We start from the raw sequence: 17,408 nt of genomic DNA, 5'->3' as shown, positions 1-17,408 counted from the left end.
TACAGCATTTCTGTCATTGAATTTTACGCCCTTTTGAGCGCTTGCATTTTGCCAATAGTCCTAGCTATTATCTACAACTCAAGCACTCAAAAGCATCAAAAACTTCTTCAACACCAAACACCGCAAAATGATTTACGAGCGGTATATTCTGCTAAATGCAACCTGCAATATGTTTGCTTTTTAATCCCTCTTATAATCAAAGTATTTTTTTCGCGGCAAAATGATATTTTTTGGCTGTGACGCTATTGTTATTAGATGTTAAATCAATTAATCTCTTGTTGGATATTAACCAACAGCTAATGAACAAAGTTTCAATATAGGGGGAAACGATTATGGCTGCAACAATGCATTATAAATTGAAACCGGATGAACAATCTGCTGAGACATTTCCACTACGTGAGGTTGTGCGTAAACGCGTGCAGCATTACTATAAGATGGTCTCACAAGAAGGCTTAAATCCTGACGATGTATATGAATTAATTATGGAAGAAACAGAGTGTCCAATGATTGAAGCAACGATGGACTTCACAGGCGGCAATCAAAGCCGTTCTGCGCGCATTCTTGGACTTAACCGTGGTACTTTTCGTAAAAAGCTTGAGCAATACAATATGCTTGAAGCGGAAGATGAATCACCACTAAAATAATTCTTTTACTTACTCATTTACTTATTCATGATCAATAACACGCCCGTTGCTTGTATTTCTATAACTATGAGTATTGTTATTTAACTCTTCATTTGTATTTTGGCTTGCCTTGTTAAGCATATCCTTAATGCGTTTTTTAACAATTAAGCCATAAATAACAAAGCATACGCCTAAGAAAAGAAAAAGTGGCAATAGCAGTGCTGCAACGGCAATTAAGAATATCAGCTGTAAAGGGTGTAATTTTTTCATAGTTTCAATAAGCTTTATTTTTTCAATAGATCAAACTATATGCAAAAAGAGTGGTGAATACTAGGTTTTACAGCGGAATAGTTATTGTTTGTAAACGATAATATCCCACACGCCGTGATCTAGGCGTTGACCGCGTGCTTCAAACTTGGTCAATGGTCGATGCGCTGGGCGTGGTGCAAAATCGTTGTGCGGATTATTAAGCTGGCTATTCTCGGTAAATAATTCGAGCACTTCGTCAGCATAATTCTGCCAATCTGTGGCAAAATGAATAAAACCCGCAGGTTCAAGCTTTTGTAGAATAAGTTCAATGAACTCAGGATTAACCAAACGGCGTTTGTGATGACGCTTTTTATGCCATGGATCAGGGAAAAATATTTGCACACCTTGTAATGTATTATCTTTAATCATGTGTTTAAAGACTTCAACGGCATCATGCTGCATTACGCGTAGGTTGCCTAATGCGTTCTCATGGATATGATCTAAGATATTACCAATACCAGGTTCATGAACTTCGATGCCTAGGAAGTTCGTTTGAGGCGCTTCTTTTGCCATGGTGACTAGGCTATTTCCCATCCCAAAACCAATTTCAACAACGAGCGCTTGAGGCGTTTTGTAGTATATATCAAAATTGGTTTCCTCAACTGTGTAAGGAATTTGATAAAGGTCGACATAATTATCTAATGCACGTTGTTGACGCACGGTTGTTCTGCCGGCACGCTTAACAAAGCTTTTGATAGTGCGCATAGGAGGTGTGTTGTTATCGCTCATTTTGTCTTGATAAAAATGGTCAGTCTAAAAAGCGCTATGGTAAAGCGCTAACTTAAAAAGCACAAGCTTAAAGTTTAGATCTTGTGTTGACTATAGTAATGGGGCAAGGTTAAATAGCACCTCTTTATGACAAAGACCAAGGAACTTGATCCGATGCGACAGGTATCTCAATCAACTCAAAGCATATCATATCGCTTTTTCTTTCAAGCTTATTTATTGATATTTTCAACAGAAGTATTATTTGCGCTGATTAACCCTAGTTATGTTCAGTTGTTTTTTGATGAAAAATCACCTTTTTGGTTAAGCATTGGCTCTCAACAGCAAGCAGGCATCTACTATGGTCTATTTTTACTAACTGGACAAATAGCAGGGATTATTGCCAATGTGTTGTGGGGCCTTATCTCGGATTATATTGGACGCAAAAAAGTTGCGGTGATATCGATGCTAGCAGTGACAATTACTGGAATCAGTGCCATATTTTCAACCTACCTACATATGATGGTGTTATTTATCATAGGTTATCTATTAGGACAGCTTTTATATGGTATGTTTCCAGTGGTGATTGCCAGTATTTCAAGTGCGGCACATAACGATAAACGTAAACTGTTATGGGTTGGGCTACTACAATTTTTTACGGGGCTTGCTTTTGTTATTGGTCCATTTGTCGGTAGTGTGATTATGGCGCAATGTGAGAGTTATATATCGCCGTATTATGTTATTGCAGTGATTTCCATTATTTTGATATTTACTCTTTGGTGGTGTTATAAACCAGAGCGCTATTATCAGCAAGAAAAAGTACAGAAAAATATACCCCTTATGCAGACGCTATGGCGATTAGTAAAGCAGAAAAAAATAGCTATTTTGATCGTGCTTTTATTGTTAGATCAGTTAGCTTGGGGCATGTATTTTCAGTTTATTCAACCAATTGCTAAACTCAAGCTTGGCTTTAACGTTGCCCAAATTGGAATATTGGTTAGTTTTATTGGCTTGTCTTTGATGATATCCGCTTTAATTCTTTTACCGATTCTGCAGCGTTTTTTAAGTTATCAGACGTTGTTTATTACTGCGATCTTAGCAATGTTAGTTGGTGCTTTAGGGGCAATGTTATTAGCATTATATCCAACGGATAACCAGTTGCTGGTCTATGTTGTAAGTTTTTTTATGGCATTTGGCGATATGGTGGTTTTTTCATTATTGGTTGTTGGCTTTAGCAATGCGGTTGAGATCCGCTATCAGGGGTTTATTTCAGGCTTTTTATACACGCTTGCCAAGGGCTTTGGTTGGGGTGTGTCAGGCGTATTAGGCGGTGTTTTTATGACAATTAATACAGCTTGGTCGATGGGGTTTGCTAGTCTATGTTTGCTTGTGCTTTTGATTATTTTTGTCAAGAATCATCAAGTTGTTAGTAATCCTTAAAAAGGATACTTAAACAAATAGTTGACTGTGTTTTGATCTTACTTAAGGCTTGGGTAATAATTTTACAAAATCTTATATATTTTGCGTGACATCTTCGTTTAAAAGTTATAACTTAATTTCGTCGGTAGTGAACTTTATTCCTGGGGAGGAAATATGAAACAGAGTAAATTAATACCCTCATTATTATTGTCAGCGCTTTTTATTGCAGGCTGTGGTGGCAGTAACTCACAAACGTCAAATAAATCATCAGATCAGTTTGCACCCAAAGGTAAAGATACTTTAGTGCGTGCAAATGCAGCTGAACCTGATTCGCTAGATCCAGCGCATGCTCAAGATGTTTATTCATCCAATATCATGTACGATATTGGTGAAGGCTTGATGTCTGAGAATCAAAAAAATCAGCCTATTCCTGGTGTTGCTAAATCATATACAGTATCTAAGGATGGTTTGGTTTATACGTTTGATTTGCGGGATAATGCCAAATGGTCGAATGGCAAACCAGTTACGGCAGAAGACTTTGCTTATGCATTAAAGCGCGCGGTTAATCCACAAACTGCATCAGAGATGGCGTATAAGCTTGCACCAATTCAAAATGCCCAAGCAATCATGGATGGCAAAAAGCCAGTATCTAGCTTAGGCGTTAAAGTAATTAATGCGCATGAAATTGAAATAACACTTGATTATCCTGTCTATTATTTCCTAAGTATTATGGCAGATCCTGTGACTTATCCAGTTTATAAAGCGGGTGTTGAGCAATATGGTAAAGGATTTTTCCAAGCAGGTAAGCTTATAAGTAATGGTCCCTATGAGTTAAAAGAATGGGTGCCTAATGGTTATGTGCTTGTGACTAAAAACCCTTATTACTGGGATGCCGAGCACGTTAAAATTCAAAATGTGAAGTTTCTACCTATTGTTGATCGCAGTTCTGCATTAAATGCCTATGCATCAGGTCAAGTTGATTATGTGCAGTACGTACCAACAGTAAGTTTGGATGTGCTTAAAAAGCGCTATGGTACCGAGCTACAAAGTACTCCATGGCTTACGCTGGATTATCTAGATTTCAATATGACAAATCCTCCTTTTAAGGATAATAAAGATTTACGCGAAGCTCTGTCTTTAGCCATTGATCGTGTGGCTTTAGCCAAAAATGTGGTTAATGATGGTAGTGTGCCAGCCTATAGTTTATTTCCGGCAGATATTGATGGCGGACGTTATAAAAATGTTACCTATGCATGGCATGATTGGTCACAAGAAAAGCGTATAGATTTGGCAAAAGAATTATACAAAAAGGCAGGGTATTCAGCAGATAATCCATTAGTTGTCTCATTGGATTATAATACCGACGGACGTTTAAAGAAGCTTATGGAAGCGATTAGTCAAATGTGGGCACAGAATTTGGGTGTTAAAGTTAATTTGGCAAATTCTGAATTCAAAGTATTTTTGAAGCTGCGTCAATCACATAGCTATGAAGGTGTTGCCCGCGATGGTTGGGTGGCTGACTTTGATACCATCGATAACTTTGCTAATATGTGGATGTGCACTAATCCACAAAATAACGCCGGATACTGCAATGCTGAATATGACAAATTGATTACACAAGGACAAAAGCAATTAACAGCAGATGCCGCTATCCCGTATTACACAAAAGCATTAGATATTATGCAAAATGATTACCCAAGCACACCACTTATTGTGCAGCCGGTGGTTCACCTTGTGAAACCTTATGTCGTAGGTTATGAGATTCAAAACAATCATTTAGATCATTTATATGACAAGTGGCTATCGTTTAAATATCAAGCATAAGCCTATAAATACTTTGTGACGCTATTGTGTTAATTATTTAAAATACATACGATAGCCGCATAGGAAATGCGCGTTTATTTGTTTGAAAGATGCGTTAAAACAACAAGGGAGAGATAATGTTTGGTTATATTATTCGACGTTTAGGTGGTGCCATCCCCACGTTATTTGTAGTGGTGCTTATTAGTTTTTTGATGGTGCATATGACGCCAGGCGATCCATTCGCAACAGAGCGTGCTTTGCCACCTGAGGTCTTGAAGCAGTTGCACCATCAGTATCATTTAGATTTGCCTTTGTGGAAGCAGTTTTTCTACTATATCAATGATTTGCTGCATGGTAATTTGGGTTACTCCTATAAATACCAAGGACAATCTATTAATCAGTTGGTTTTCCCTGATGGCGGGCAAGGTGGTTTCTGGGTGTCGGTGCAGTTGGGTATATTTAGTATTATTTTGGCAAGTATTTTTGGCATTATCTTTGGCATATTCTCTGCTTTAACGCGTAATACAAAACTAGGCTTTGTCGATCATATTATTGGTGTGATTGCGATGCTTTTTATTTCAACACCAATTGTGGTGACAGCCCCCTTAGCGGTACTTATTTTTGCGGTAATTTTAGGTATATTCCCAGCAGGTGGCTGGGGGAGTTGGAATGACTTGGTTTTACCGGTTATTGTCTTAGCAATCCCTTATATTGCGATTATCACGCAAATCACAAGAAGTAGTTTGATTGAGATCTTAAGCTCGCCATTTATTCGTACGGCAAAAGCCAAAGGGCTTTCGATGCCGCGCATTGTATGGAAACATGCTTTAAAGCCATCATTAATGCCTGTAGTGTCATTCTTAGGTCCGGCAGTGGCTGGTATTTTAACAGGATCAGTGGTCGTTGAAACCGTATTCACCATTCCTGGTATTGGAGTGCAAGTAGTACAAGGGGCAACAAACCGTGATTACAATTTAGTCTTAGCATTAACGATTATCTATAGCTTATTAGTGATCTTATTTAACTTGGTCGTTGATATTGTTTATGCCTTTTTAGATCCAAAAATTCGTTATTAGAGAGAGCTGAAAAATGGCAAAAAGTTTTACAATTGAACAAAAAAAGAAGAACGCAAATTTTCTAGAAGAAGTTGCAAACACCTCACATGAGCAAGCCTTTAAAGGACGAAGCTTATATTATGACGCTTGGATGCGTTTTAAGAAAAATAAAATTGCGATGATCAGTTTAGTAATATTGCTGCTGATTGTCTTAGCAGTTGTGGTGTTACCATGGTTTTCACCATATACCTATGCGTATCAAAATCTACTCGAAGTCTATCAAGCACCTAGTGCAATTCACTGGTTTGGCACGGATAGTTTAGGACGTGATGTCTTTACACGAGTGATGGTTGGTGGGCGCGTGACTCTTGAAATTGGCTTGGTAGCGACACTGGTTAGTGTGATTATTGGCACACTAGTTGGCGCTACTGCTGGGTTTTTTGGTGGCAAAATCGATAATATCTTAATGCGTATTGTCGATGTGCTTTATGGCTTACCTTTTATGTTTTTTGCCATTTTATTGGTGACATTATTTGGTAGAAATTTTGTATTGGTTTTTATTGCCATTGGTGCGGTCAGTTGGCTGGATATGGCGCGTGTCGTGCGTGGGCAGACTTTAGGTCTAAAAAGCAAAGAGTTTATCGAAGCGGCTTATGTTTGTGGTGTCAGTGAAAGAGTGATTATCACGCGTCATATTGTCAGAAACCTTATTGGGATCATTGCTGTTTATATTACGTTAACTGTGCCGGTTGTGATTATGACGGCAGCATTCTTAAGCTTTTTAGGTCTGGGTGTTCAACCACCAATGACTGATTGGGGTGGACTGATTAGTGATGGCGTGCAAGTGATTGCCTTTAATTATTGGTGGGTATTGGTCATTCCATCGATTTTCTTAACGGTCACCTTACTATGCTTTAATTTCGTCGGTAATGGTTTACGAGATGCGCTTGATCCGCGCGAGCATCGCTAGGAGGAAATATGTCACTATTAGAAGTAAAAGATTTAGAAGTAAAATTTAAAACCAATGATGGATTGGTTAGCGCGGTTAATAAAATTAACTTTAGTTTAGATCAAGGTGAAACCTTAGGGATTGTTGGCGAGTCAGGCTCTGGCAAAAGCCAAACCGTATTGGCATTAATGGGCTTATCAGCGTCTAATGCAGTGATCTCGGGCTCTGCTAAGTTTGATGGCAAAGAGTTGGTTGGTATGCCAACGAATACATTAAATAAAATCCGTGGTGATCAAATTTCAATGATTTTCCAAGATCCGATGACCTCGCTGAATCCTTATATTACGGTTGAAAAGCAATTATCAGAGACATTGATGATTCATCGCAATTGCTCAAAAGCTGAAGCAGCCAAGAGGACCATAGAGATGCTTGATGCCGTACATATTCCCGATGCTAAGAATCGAGTAAAGCTTTACCCGCATGAGTTCTCGGGTGGCATGCGTCAACGGGTGATGATTGCAATGGCGCTGATGTGTCGCCCGAAACTATTAATTGCTGATGAACCGACAACCGCATTAGATGTGACGGTGCAAGCGCAGATTTTGAAACTATTAAAAGAGTTGCAAAATGAATTTCATATGGCGACGATTTTAATTACCCATGATATTGGTGTTGTTGCCGGTGCATGTGATCGCGTAATGGTAATGTATGGTGGCTCGCCAGTTGAGTCAGCAGGTATCGATGATTTGTTTAAACATCATCATCACCCATATACCAAAGGTTTAATGGCAGCAACACCGCGCGTTGATATCCCAAGCGCACGCTTACAGGCAATTCCAGGAGAACCGCCTGATTTATCCAATTTACCACAAGGTTGTGCATTTCAACCGCGCTGTGATTTTGCCTTACAAAACTGTTTAAGTCATAAACCAAAGCTTGAAAATTACTCATCAGGTAAAGCGCATTTAGTTGCATGCTTTTATGCCAAACAACAAATGGAGGCAACAACTCATGCTGAATAGTGAAACGGTTTTAAATATAGAGAACTTAAAGGTTTATTTTCCATTGAAAAAATCATGGCCTTGGCAAGAAACACGCTTTGTCAAAGCGGTAGATGGTGTGTCATTTGATGTCAAAAAGGGTGAAACCTTAGGTATCGTGGGTGAGTCAGGTTGTGGTAAATCAACATTGATTCGTGCGGTGGTTGGTTTAGTTAATGCAACTGAGGGTAAAGTGGTATGGGCAGGCAAAGACTTAACGGCATTGAAACATAAAAAGTCATGGCAGCCGGTGAGAAAAGAGATTCAAATGATTTTCCAAGATCCATTTGCCTCCCTTAATCCACGTATTACTATTGGTAATATTATTGCTGAACCATTAAAAGTGCATGAGCCTAAGCTATCCAAAGAAGAGCGGCGTACACGTGTTGAACAAATGATGCGTATGGTGGGCTTATCGCCAAAACATATTAATCGTTACCCTCATCAATTCTCAGGTGGGCAGTGTCAGCGTGTAGGTATTGCGCGCGCGCTGATATTAAAGCCATCGATTTTGGTATGTGATGAGCCAGTTAGTGCGCTGGATGTATCGATTCAAGCGCAAGTAGTAAATTTATTAAAAGAGCTGCAACAAACACTAGGCTTGACGATTTTATTTATTGCACATAACTTAAGTGTGGTTAAGCATATTTCAGATCGCATTATGGTGATGTATTTGGGTAACTTAATGGAAGTTGGTGAGTCAAAAGCATTATGTGATCACCCAACACATCCTTATACCAAAGCGTTATTATCAGCGGTGCCATTGCCAGATCCAGTACTTGAACGTGCTAAAAAAATTCAGATTTTGGAGGGAGATTTACCCTCACCGATTAATCCACCATCGGGGTGCGTGTTTCGTACACGTTGCCCACTGGCGGATGAAGCGTGTGCCAAAGACAAGCCGCAGTTATATGCGTTGTCAGATGAGCGCAAAGCGGCATGTATAAAATTACAGGTTAAACATTAAACAATAAAACTTAAGAAGCTAAAACAAAATAAGGAGTGCAAAAAGCGATATGAAGGGATCAAAAAAAGTATTGGTATTAGGTTTAACATTGGCTGCATTGTCAGGCTGTGGTGGCGGAAGTGGCAACACGCAAGCTGCAAGCTCAGATAGTGCACCAAAAGGTAAAGGCACCTTGATTGTTGGGGTGGGCACTGGGGTGGGGCGCATTCGCAATTTGTGGGTATTTTAGGAAGCCATTGCTAACCCGCCTGCATAAGCCATTCTTTCAATATCTTCCCATCGCCCAGCCTTGTAAAAAGACCGTATGAATAACATATCATTAGCGCTGTCCTCTTTCCAATAAATGGAGTTGCCTTTCATTTTGAGATTAACAACCCTTCTGACGCCGCTCTCAATAGCGCCACTGCCTTGAGGCAAACCATTATCCTTGCATGTTTTATAGATTAAACGATCGGCGTTATTAATAAAGTAACCTTTCTCTGACTTAACTAGTTTCCCTTTTTTATGCTTACTATCCCGCTTGATTTTTGCAATAAACTCATCAACTTTACCGGCATGCAAAAGCTCCTTGCACGACTTTACCCATTTACTCTGATCACGTTTACTTTTATAAAGTTGCTTAGCTAAAGCATTTAAATGCTCCATCGCATGATAATAGTCAAGAACCTGATATACCTTGATGTCAGATCTTAATGTCATCGTTTCAAGAAGTTGATTAATACGCTTCCAAATCCAAGGGGCTCCGTCAGCAACAAAAACAAGATTACTCACTGTGTTTAAATCAAGTCCCGCCAAGTAATTTTTGAGTAAATTAAAAACCTTCTGACGACTACCGATGATGCCATCAATAATCGGTAACTCCTTCTTAATCTTATTACCTCCCTCATCAACCACGTAAATAACAAACAACTTAACTTCTCGCCACTGCCCTTTAAATCTATTACGTTTCTTAGCTGTCTTTGGACCTCGCTTTTTACTTCGTATTCTAATGCGACCGCCATCAAATGTGTGCATGCATTTACAGGTGAGCGATGCCTTGTATGCCACAACATTAAACTATTTTTCAAATGATCAAATAGAGTTTCAATCATACCTCTATGCCGTAACAATTGCTTTTCCTGTGGAGTCCTAAATAGCTTTTTCATATTCTTTTTGAGCGTAGTAATCAATTTAAGCCCTTGCTCTGCAAGGCATTCTGCTTTGGCTTTGGATACATAACCACGATCGCCAAAAATCATCCCTTGAAGTTCCTTACACATATCCAACAATGGCGTCCTATCATCAGTGTTGCCACGAGTGACTCGAATGCTAACAAGCTCACAAAGATTATTAACCACAAGATGCAATTTCAGCCCAAAAAACCAACCTGTACTCGTTTTGCTTTTACCTGCTAGTCCCTCAAAAACCTTATGATTTTTCTCGCGTAAGTTATGACAAACTGGCAGTTTTGTTGCATCAACATAATAAATACCAGTGCGCTCACCTTGATGATAAGTTAAAAAGTAAGACAACGGTAAAATCGCTTGACTCATCAGCTCTACAAAGCGATTATACGATGGCGCTTGAGGAAAATATTCATGCCAATAAACTTTGATAAACTCGTTGTAATATGTTTTGAAATTGCGATATTGAGTTATCTGAAACATAATAAGAATTGTCGTAACTACCCAGCAGGTTAGATTTTGATAAACAGTAATTTTTGGCAATTTTTCCAGATTTGATGTTTTCATTTGCAAATAAATATGGCGTAATTTGATCGATGGATATGAAACTAGAAAAAATGATTCAAGAGCTATTGGCTAGAATCGACACGCTTGAGCGTGAAAATGCTCGATTAAAAGAGGAGATTGAGCAACTTAAGAAGCGGCTTTCCAAGAATAGTCGTAACAGCTCAAAACCGCCTTCAAGCGATGGTTTGTCACGTCCTAACAAAAATAACAGTGTCAGCGAAAAAGGTAAACTTAAATCCAAGGCTACCAAGAAGAAATCAGGTGGTCAAAAAGATCATAATGGTAGCAATCTTTGGCAAGCTAAACCAGATGAAGTCGTGACTAAATCTGTAACGAGTTGCGATCATTGCCAGAGCGATTTAAGTGACACAAAAGCACAAGGCTATGTAAGACGCCAGTTACATGATCTACCTGAAATGCCAAAGCTTAAGGTGATTGAATATTGTCATGAGAAAAAGTGTTGTCCGAACTGTCAGAAATATACGACGGCAAGTTTTCCAGAAGGTATTAATGCGCCAGTGCAGTATGGTAATAAGCTAAAAAGCTATACAACGTATTTGCAAAATCAACACTTTATTCCTGAGCAACGCATTCAGCAGTTGTTAGAAGATTTATTTGGTGTTAGTGTGGCAAAAGCCAGTATTGCAGAGTTTAGTCAAACATGTGCTGATCAATTGATTGAATTCGAGCAAATGGTTCTTGATCAGCTTAAAAATGCTCCAGTTAAACATTTAGATGAAACTGGTTATCGCATATGCTCAAAAACCCAATGGTTACATGTTTGCTCAAATGCTAACTATACTTATTATCACGTGAGTCCTAAGCGTAAATCTCTACTGACTGGTCTAACAGGTATCGTGGTTCATGATCATTGGAAATCCTATTTTACCCTTGAAGGTATAAGTCATGCATTATGCAATGCTCATCACTTGCGTGAGTTAAGATCTTTAGCTGAAGATGGCGAAATTTGGGCAAAACGTATGATGAGATTACTGAGGAAAAGCTGTCATTTGGTGAATATATCTGATCAATCAGTACTATTGCCTAATAAGCAAGTTTTAATCAGCAAAATTTATGATCGGATTGTAGCGGATGGTCTTAAATACCATGAAATTTTGATGCCTTTAGGAAGCACTGGTAAACGAGGTAGAAAAAAGCGACGAACGGGGCACAACTTATTATTACGATTGCGTGATTACAAGAATGACGTGCTTAGATTTATCTATGATTCAGAAGTGCCTTTTACTAATAACCAGGCTGAGAATGACTTGCGTATGATGAAGGTAAAACAAAAGGTATCAGGCTGCTTTCGTAGTGAAACTGGCGCTCAAAAGTTTGTGCGTATTCGCACATTATTATCAACTGCACGCAAACAGGGTTGGAAGATTATTGATACCATTGCGGATGTCTTTAATGGCAAAGTTCCACAGTTCAATTAACAAGCTGCTGGGTAGTTACGAATTGTCATAATTTCACTCACTGCTAACTGTTGCGCTTTGCCATATTTTCTGTTTCTATCCATGCCAATTTGTTTGAGTTTAAGTTGCTTTTCATAGATAATGCAAAAGTCGTCTATGCGGCAAAATGTTGAAATAAGTAGTTCTATCATGTTGATCTTGAGAAATTACCATAAGAATTACTTATTTTAACACCATAAAACCCTTTTAAATCAAGGATTTTAATTCCGAACTCAGGTTACTACGTACATATTAAATTTCCACACCCGACTCCGGGTATAGACCTACGAGCGCAGGCGATAATAAAATAGCGAATAAATAACTAACTGAACTTTCCCGAATTTTGTAAGAATTTGCTATGGATGAGCTGCAGACCAAAGTTTATCCCTATATCTTAGGGTTGCTAAAAAACAGGAGCAACTCATCGATGGATACCTTACAACCTTTACTTAATCACTTGCAAGCACTTTTTAAAAGAAGCACTCAAAAAGGACGGCTTTTTAGTGCAGTGATTTTAGCAATGATTATACCTATCGGTTCTGGTATCAGTAGTCAAATTTATCGTAAACTCGTTCAGATAATAGGTTACTCACTTAGCAGAACACGCTTTTATCGCTTTATGGCAAGTAAATGCTTTAACTGGGATGTGATTTGGAAAGCTATATTCAAACTGATTCCATTACCATTGACTGATGGACGCCTTATCATAGCCTTAGATGACTCTACCACGCCTAAAAGCGGTAAGGAAATATTTGGTTGTGAGCATTTCTTTGATCATGCAGCCAAGCACAATCAAAGTAAATACCCTTGGTCACAGTGCTTTGTTCAACTGGGGCTCTTAAAGTTCATTCATACCCGTTGGGCATTTTTGCCATTGTTGACGCGATTTTATCACTCTAGCAACAAAGCAGCGGCTGAGTGTTTTAACAGTAAAATTACACTGGCCTGCCAAATGATTCTTAAGCTTAGCACCTGGACAAAATCCCCCATTCTTATTGTGACTGATTCATGGTTTGGTAATGGTAAATTGTACAACCCGTTAAAAGATCAACTAGGTAATCGAGTCCATATCCTCACCATGTTACGCAAAAACAGTGTTTTATACGGTTTTCCTGAGGTTATCGAAGGTAAAACATGTGGGCGTCCTGCAAAATATGGTGCCAAAGCAGGTTCTGTTAGGGATTTGGCAAATGAATATAAAGCTAAAGCCCAAAAAGTCACAAGCTTTGTTTATGGTAAAAAGCGTGACATGCTTGTCTACGAGAAAAACTTCATGTCTAAAGCTTTTAAATGCCCGATAAAAGTTGTCTTTGCCTATTACAAAAATCACTTCGTTGCTTTAGCAACAACAGACTTAAGCTTAAGCGTAACGCAGATATTGGAGTACTATAGCGCACGGTGGAAGATCGAGTCTGGTTTCAAAGAGCTCAAACATGACATCGGCAGCCAAAAAGCCCAAGTAAGATTGGAGCATTCGGTGATAAACCACTTGAATATGTGCATGCTTGCCATTACGATTATTTGGATCGCTGTCATGCATCTTCCAAGTGATGCAGTCAATGAGCTAACACATAATGGCACTAAGCCGCAATACACCTTTTCTGCGGCACGAAAGTTGTTGATAAAGCGTCAGAATAAACTCAGGGTTTGTCAAAATGGTGAATCTGAGCTAAAAAATCATAGAAATTCATGGATTCAAATGATTATTGGGCTTGCCGCTTAACAAAACTTGGGAAAGTTCAGATAACTAATTAGAAACAGTCTTTAGAAATATATAGCCGATTCATAATAAATGCATAATTTGATTACAAATCAGATATTTAGACACCTTATAGATGTTACATCCAACTTTATATGGCTCTTAACTGCTAGTTTGCAACTCGACTAAGCTTATTTTTTCTCAAGCACTTCAAAGCCATTAATAGTGCGCTTATTGTGATCAAATGATATGCCTACTTGATAAATGGGCACCTCTAGATGGGTAAACTTTGATGCATAATTTTTGCTAACAATTTGCTGTACTGCCTTGGCTGCTAAGTTCTCGCCATGACTGACCTTAAACTCAAAAACAATCACCTTCTTATGAGGAATGACAATCGACATATCAATACGGCCTTCAGAGTTGTGATCTTCGAGCCTAACATCATAGCCAAGTGCAGCGAAGTAACTATAAATAATCGAGCAATAATAACCCTCATAGCGGTTTAATGGTGTATTGACATAATAATCATAGGGAATACTACTGTAAAAACTCGCTATTGCTTTTTCAAACTGTTGCCAGTTATCTGTCAAAAGCGCATTGTTAATCGCAAGTTGATTCATGGTTGCATCTTCTTGGGTAATGCCAATCTTAGTCAGCTGTCTATTCAAAGCCGTTTTAACTTCAAAATTAGGATAGCCTAAGCGATACCAAAGATCTTGACCAAAATAAAATTGCTCTTTAATCGTCAAATAACCACTTTGCAGCATCAATGCAGCAATTGGCGTATTATTGACATCAATGCTATTTAACGCATCAGGTGTTGCCTTATAGTTCTCCAAATCAGGAATTATGTCGCGACGCTGACTAATCAGCTTAACTAAAAAACTCGGTGTGCCCGTTTCAAACCAGTAGCTTTGATAGCGTGAACCATTGCTAAAGAACAATAAAATATCAAATGGGTTATAAACTTTTTGTGCTTCAGTCCCATCAAAGTTATAACCGTTGTACCATGTTTTGAGTTTAACAAGGTCAATATCCTTTAAATATTCTGTAAATGTGCTCTCTAGCTCATCTTGCGTATAACCACATAAGTCAGCAAATGGTGCACGAAAAGAAATATCTTCCAAGTTATTTAAACCACTAAATAAACTCACCTTGGAAAACTTAGAAACGCCAGTTAAAAACACAAAGCGCAAACATGCATCATTGTCTTTGATCACGCTGTAAAGACCCTTTAAAATCTCACGATTACGCAAGGCTTCATCTGATTGAGTGATCACATCTAAAATTGGCTTGTCATATTCATCGACCAAGAGCACGACGCGCTTGTTTGTTTTTTCAAATAACGATTTAATCAATTGATCAAACTGCAGGTCATAATGCTTACTGGTATCTAACTCAATCCCATAGTGTTTGGCAGTATCTGATAGCTCACGTAAAATCCATTGCAGCAACGACTCCTCTGAAAACACCGATTTAGAGCGCCCAAAGCTAAAATGAATCACAGGAAAAGTCTCATCAAAATCCCATTTATCTTCGATGTACAAGCCTTTAAAAAGTGACTTTTCACCCAAAAATAATTGCTTTAACGTATCAATAGTTAAGCTTTTGCCAAAACGGCGTGGACGTGATAAAAAATAATACTTACCCTTTGCCGCAATCTCATAAATATGACGGGTTTTATCAACATAAAAAGTATTGCCATTTATCATCTCAGACAGGCTCGAATAACCAATCGGCAAGTTTTTCATATGCATCACAACACTAACTCAAAATATCATTGCCACAAAGTCTAGCAAATATGTCTGTTGATAGAAATATAGAAATAGCGAAGTCATTACGAAATAGATTTTTACTCTCCCCCATCAGCTCTTAATTCTAAAAAATACTGAAAACTCCTCATTTTTTAAATTTCTCCTCGCCCAATAAAATTCAATATGGCTTTTAAGTCTGCTTGGCTTATCTGATGCTCCTCAATAAACTGATCTACGCGTAGTTTTGCAAGATATGTTTTCATTCCTTCCAAGATGTAATGCCTTGTTACTTCACCTGATTTAGAGCCGCCAAGCTGTGCAATCAATACAACAAAGTCATCATAAACTTCACCTTGACCAATCTCATATAAATAAGATGCAACAAAGAAACCAATAGCAGTAATGGCTTTAATCCCTTCAAAGTCTTTTATCCTAAACTCTTCCCAGCCTAACTCACCTTTGATAAATTTAAACACACCCTCAATACGAGAGCGCTTTAAATAGCAATCATAAACGTTGTAAACGTCATATTGATTCATAAGCTCCTTATTTGTGATTAAAAGCATCGGTTCGTCAAAAGCTTCTTTGCCCTTGCGATCAAGCAGCGTCATTAAAACAACATGATACTGCCCAATCTTCTGCCATTTGGCCTTGATCACGCAATCCTGAAAACAGCGTCCACTGATATACAGCTTTTGAATACAGAAAGTATATGAATGTTCAAAGGCGTGATCTATCAATTTCCCTTTTTGCTCCTTATCACCGCTTAAGCCTGAAACCGTCCTGCTTTTCTTCAATCGTATGACAAACTCATCTTTCATTTCCTGTATAAAATCAAAGTACTCGCTATCATCAAACTCACGATCTAATACATGCGTAATATTCAATGTTGAATTCTTTTCTTTTAAGGCGTTAGAGCAGGATTTAATATGCTTTAATGCTACGCGCTTTGAAGTCAAATAACTATCGTCATCATAGGCTTCTTTAGACTCCTGTGAAATCACGATATCCGCACCAGAATTCAACTGTTCAATCGTTTCTTTTGATAAAAACTCTGGCTGCTTGTTGCTGTATAGCTCATGACCCAATAAATCAATCTGTTTATTATCTAAATTAACGGCAATTGTATTGAAGCTGCTGTAGCCATTGATGGTTTTCTTATTCAGATCCTTTACTTTTCCTATATGCTCTGCCTGCTTGGTATATTTTTTGCGTATCTCACTGGGATCATGAATCAAAATAACATTATCGGAAGCTTCATATTTCTTGGCTGCTTCAGTACATAGTACTTCACTAATTTGCTCGGGATCAAAGTCATTTAGCTTATTGTCACCTGTAATTGTCCGTCTCAATTTTTCGTACTCCTTTTGGCTGCTACTGATTGAATAAAGGTTTAAACTGCCATGCTCTAAAACCTTTTCCAGTATGGTCTTCACATTTTTTAAAAGACACCTTTGATGTCATTTTGTTTAATAATTTACTCATGTGATCACCAAAAGTAGTGTGCGACATCCTTGTGATTCCTCTTCTTATATCATTGCTTCGGACGTATTGTACACGCTTTTAAATTTTTGGGGAGTTTTCAGCATGCTAATAAAAATACCACCGAAATACTCAGTTGCTGAAGTAATTGGGTATATCAAGGGTAAAAGTGCGATTGCAGTTGCGCGTCAATTTGGAGGAAGGCAGCGTAATTTCAATGGTGAGCGATTCTGGGCAAGAGGCTATGCTGTTTCGACAGTAGGCTTTGAAGAGGTTCAGATACGTGAGTACATTAAGAACCAAGAGCAGATTGACGGACGAGGTTCAGACGAATCTGGTAAGTTTTAAATCTTGGAATAACGTTTAATCTGGCAGCCCTTGGGGCTGCTAAAAACCGCCAAGCCTCCCGTTCC

At 38.5% G+C, this 17,408-nt stretch carries 17 protein-coding genes and 1 pseudogene; 11 read left to right on the top strand and 7 right to left on the bottom strand.

Annotated elements, in window-relative coordinates:
- The first annotated feature begins 332 nt into the window (after positions 1-332).
- The gene (locus tag NYP54_RS02610) at positions 333-644 is read left to right on the top strand and encodes a helix-turn-helix domain-containing protein (RefSeq protein ID WP_117003696.1); all 312 of its coding nucleotides are present in this window, start codon (positions 333-335) and stop codon (positions 642-644) included.
- 21 nt (positions 645-665) lie between these two features.
- Here the strand turns inward: NYP54_RS02610 and NYP54_RS02605 are convergent, their stop codons facing one another.
- Positions 666-893: a hypothetical protein gene (locus NYP54_RS02605; protein ID WP_283157045.1), complete on the bottom strand. Its 228-nt coding sequence runs from the start codon at positions 891-893 to the stop codon at positions 666-668.
- Between the two features lie 81 nt (positions 894-974).
- Complete coding sequence (trmB, locus tag NYP54_RS02600) at positions 975-1,661, bottom strand: tRNA (guanosine(46)-N7)-methyltransferase TrmB (protein WP_283157044.1); 687 nt, start codon at positions 1,659-1,661, stop codon at positions 975-977.
- Positions 1,662-1,814: 153 nt separating this feature from the next.
- Here trmB and NYP54_RS02595 point away from each other — a divergent pair, with 153 nt between their 5' ends.
- From NYP54_RS02595 to NYP54_RS02565, 7 genes are all read left to right on the top strand, one after another.
- The gene (locus NYP54_RS02595) at positions 1,815-3,077 is read left to right on the top strand and encodes an MFS transporter (protein WP_283157043.1); all 1,263 of its coding nucleotides are present in this window, start codon (positions 1,815-1,817) and stop codon (positions 3,075-3,077) included.
- Between the two features lie 153 nt (positions 3,078-3,230).
- Positions 3,231-4,880, top strand: a complete 1,650-nt coding sequence (locus tag NYP54_RS02590; RefSeq protein ID WP_283157042.1) for a peptide ABC transporter substrate-binding protein — start codon at positions 3,231-3,233, stop codon at positions 4,878-4,880.
- Positions 4,881-4,996: 116 nt separating this feature from the next.
- Positions 4,997-5,935 (top strand): ABC transporter permease subunit, encoded by a 939-nt coding sequence (locus NYP54_RS02585; protein ID WP_283157041.1) that lies wholly within the window; start codon positions 4,997-4,999, stop codon positions 5,933-5,935.
- 13 nt (positions 5,936-5,948) lie between these two features.
- Complete coding sequence (locus NYP54_RS02580; RefSeq protein WP_283157040.1) at positions 5,949-6,884, top strand: ABC transporter permease; 936 nt, start codon at positions 5,949-5,951, stop codon at positions 6,882-6,884.
- 8 nt (positions 6,885-6,892) lie between these two features.
- Positions 6,893-7,885, top strand: a complete 993-nt coding sequence (locus NYP54_RS02575) for an oligopeptide/dipeptide ABC transporter ATP-binding protein (RefSeq protein ID WP_283157039.1) — start codon at positions 6,893-6,895, stop codon at positions 7,883-7,885.
- Positions 7,875-8,870, top strand: a complete 996-nt coding sequence (locus tag NYP54_RS02570) for a dipeptide ABC transporter ATP-binding protein (RefSeq protein WP_283157038.1) — start codon at positions 7,875-7,877, stop codon at positions 8,868-8,870. Before NYP54_RS02575 ends, NYP54_RS02570 begins: the two co-directional genes overlap by 11 nt.
- A gap of 49 nt (positions 8,871-8,919) precedes the next feature.
- A complete protein-coding gene (locus NYP54_RS02565; protein WP_283157037.1) occupies positions 8,920-9,099 on the top strand; it encodes a hypothetical protein in 180 nt (59 codons plus the stop codon).
- Here NYP54_RS02565 and NYP54_RS02560 read toward each other — a convergent pair.
- On the bottom strand, positions 9,096-9,641 hold the full coding sequence (locus NYP54_RS02560) for a hypothetical protein (protein WP_283157036.1): 546 nt from the start codon (positions 9,639-9,641) through the stop codon (positions 9,096-9,098). The two genes, NYP54_RS02565 and NYP54_RS02560, sit on opposite strands and share 4 nt — an antisense overlap.
- A gap of 5 nt (positions 9,642-9,646) precedes the next feature.
- Positions 9,647-10,600, bottom strand: coding sequence for an IS982 family transposase (locus NYP54_RS02555; protein WP_283157035.1), 954 nt, complete (start codon positions 10,598-10,600; stop codon positions 9,647-9,649).
- A 29-nt stretch (positions 10,601-10,629) separates the two neighbouring features.
- On the opposite strand from NYP54_RS02555, the gene NYP54_RS02550 reads away from it, so the two are divergent.
- Positions 10,630-12,039, top strand: coding sequence for an IS66 family transposase (locus tag NYP54_RS02550; RefSeq protein WP_283155771.1), 1,410 nt, complete (start codon positions 10,630-10,632; stop codon positions 12,037-12,039).
- On the opposite strand, the gene NYP54_RS02545 is transcribed toward NYP54_RS02550, so the two are convergent.
- Positions 12,036-12,209 (bottom strand): hypothetical protein, encoded by a 174-nt coding sequence (locus NYP54_RS02545; protein ID WP_283157034.1) that lies wholly within the window; start codon positions 12,207-12,209, stop codon positions 12,036-12,038. The genes NYP54_RS02550 and NYP54_RS02545 overlap by 4 nt on opposite strands.
- Positions 12,210-12,415: 206 nt before the next feature.
- Here NYP54_RS02545 and NYP54_RS02540 point away from each other — a divergent pair, with 206 nt between their 5' ends.
- Positions 12,416-13,780, top strand: a complete 1,365-nt coding sequence (locus NYP54_RS02540) for a transposase (RefSeq protein ID WP_283156153.1) — start codon at positions 12,416-12,418, stop codon at positions 13,778-13,780.
- A 167-nt stretch (positions 13,781-13,947) separates the two neighbouring features.
- Here the strand turns inward: NYP54_RS02540 and NYP54_RS02535 are convergent, their stop codons facing one another.
- Together NYP54_RS02535 and NYP54_RS02530 are read right to left on the bottom strand one after the other, a co-directional pair.
- Positions 13,948-15,516, bottom strand: coding sequence for an ATP-binding protein (locus NYP54_RS02535; RefSeq protein WP_283157033.1), 1,569 nt, complete (start codon positions 15,514-15,516; stop codon positions 13,948-13,950).
- Positions 15,517-15,665: 149 nt separating this feature from the next.
- Positions 15,666-16,949, bottom strand: a complete 1,284-nt coding sequence (locus NYP54_RS02530; protein WP_283156274.1) for a transposase — start codon at positions 16,947-16,949, stop codon at positions 15,666-15,668.
- Positions 16,950-17,100: 151 nt separating this feature from the next.
- Here NYP54_RS02530 and tnpA point away from each other — a divergent pair.
- Positions 17,101-17,343, top strand: a pseudogene (tnpA, locus tag NYP54_RS02525) (IS200/IS605 family transposase); the annotation flags it as partial.
- Positions 17,344-17,408: the final 65 nt, after the last annotated feature.

This window comes from Cysteiniphilum sp. QT6929 (assembly GCF_030035755.1).
In the GTDB taxonomy this organism is placed as follows: Bacteria; Pseudomonadota; Gammaproteobacteria; order Francisellales; family Francisellaceae; genus Caedibacter; species Caedibacter litoralis.
Note: the sequence above shows the minus strand (reverse complement) of the source record. Positions and strands in the feature narration are given on the sequence as shown.

Coding starts and splice junctions, on each gene's coding strand:
- NYP54_RS02555 (WP_283157035.1), bottom strand. CDS start 10,600: ATGAAAACATCAAATCTGGAAAAATTGCCAAAAATTACTGTTTATCAA.
- NYP54_RS02590 (WP_283157042.1), top strand. CDS start 3,231: ATGAAACAGAGTAAATTAATACCCTCATTATTATTGTCAGCGCTTTTT.
- NYP54_RS02605 (WP_283157045.1), bottom strand. CDS start 893: ATGAAAAAATTACACCCTTTACAGCTGATATTCTTAATTGCCGTTGCA.
- NYP54_RS02585 (WP_283157041.1), top strand. CDS start 4,997: ATGTTTGGTTATATTATTCGACGTTTAGGTGGTGCCATCCCCACGTTA.
- trmB (WP_283157044.1), bottom strand. CDS start 1,661: ATGAGCGATAACAACACACCTCCTATGCGCACTATCAAAAGCTTTGTT.
- NYP54_RS02570 (WP_283157038.1), top strand. CDS start 7,875: ATGCTGAATAGTGAAACGGTTTTAAATATAGAGAACTTAAAGGTTTAT.
- NYP54_RS02575 (WP_283157039.1), top strand. CDS start 6,893: ATGTCACTATTAGAAGTAAAAGATTTAGAAGTAAAATTTAAAACCAAT.
- NYP54_RS02595 (WP_283157043.1), top strand. CDS start 1,815: ATGCGACAGGTATCTCAATCAACTCAAAGCATATCATATCGCTTTTTC.
- NYP54_RS02550 (WP_283155771.1), top strand. CDS start 10,630: ATGGATATGAAACTAGAAAAAATGATTCAAGAGCTATTGGCTAGAATC.
- NYP54_RS02610 (WP_117003696.1), top strand. CDS start 333: ATGGCTGCAACAATGCATTATAAATTGAAACCGGATGAACAATCTGCT.
- NYP54_RS02580 (WP_283157040.1), top strand. CDS start 5,949: ATGGCAAAAAGTTTTACAATTGAACAAAAAAAGAAGAACGCAAATTTT.
- NYP54_RS02545 (WP_283157034.1), bottom strand. CDS start 12,209: ATGATAGAACTACTTATTTCAACATTTTGCCGCATAGACGACTTTTGC.
- NYP54_RS02535 (WP_283157033.1), bottom strand. CDS start 15,516: ATGCATATGAAAAACTTGCCGATTGGTTATTCGAGCCTGTCTGAGATG.
- NYP54_RS02540 (WP_283156153.1), top strand. CDS start 12,416: ATGGATGAGCTGCAGACCAAAGTTTATCCCTATATCTTAGGGTTGCTA.
- NYP54_RS02565 (WP_283157037.1), top strand. CDS start 8,920: ATGAAGGGATCAAAAAAAGTATTGGTATTAGGTTTAACATTGGCTGCA.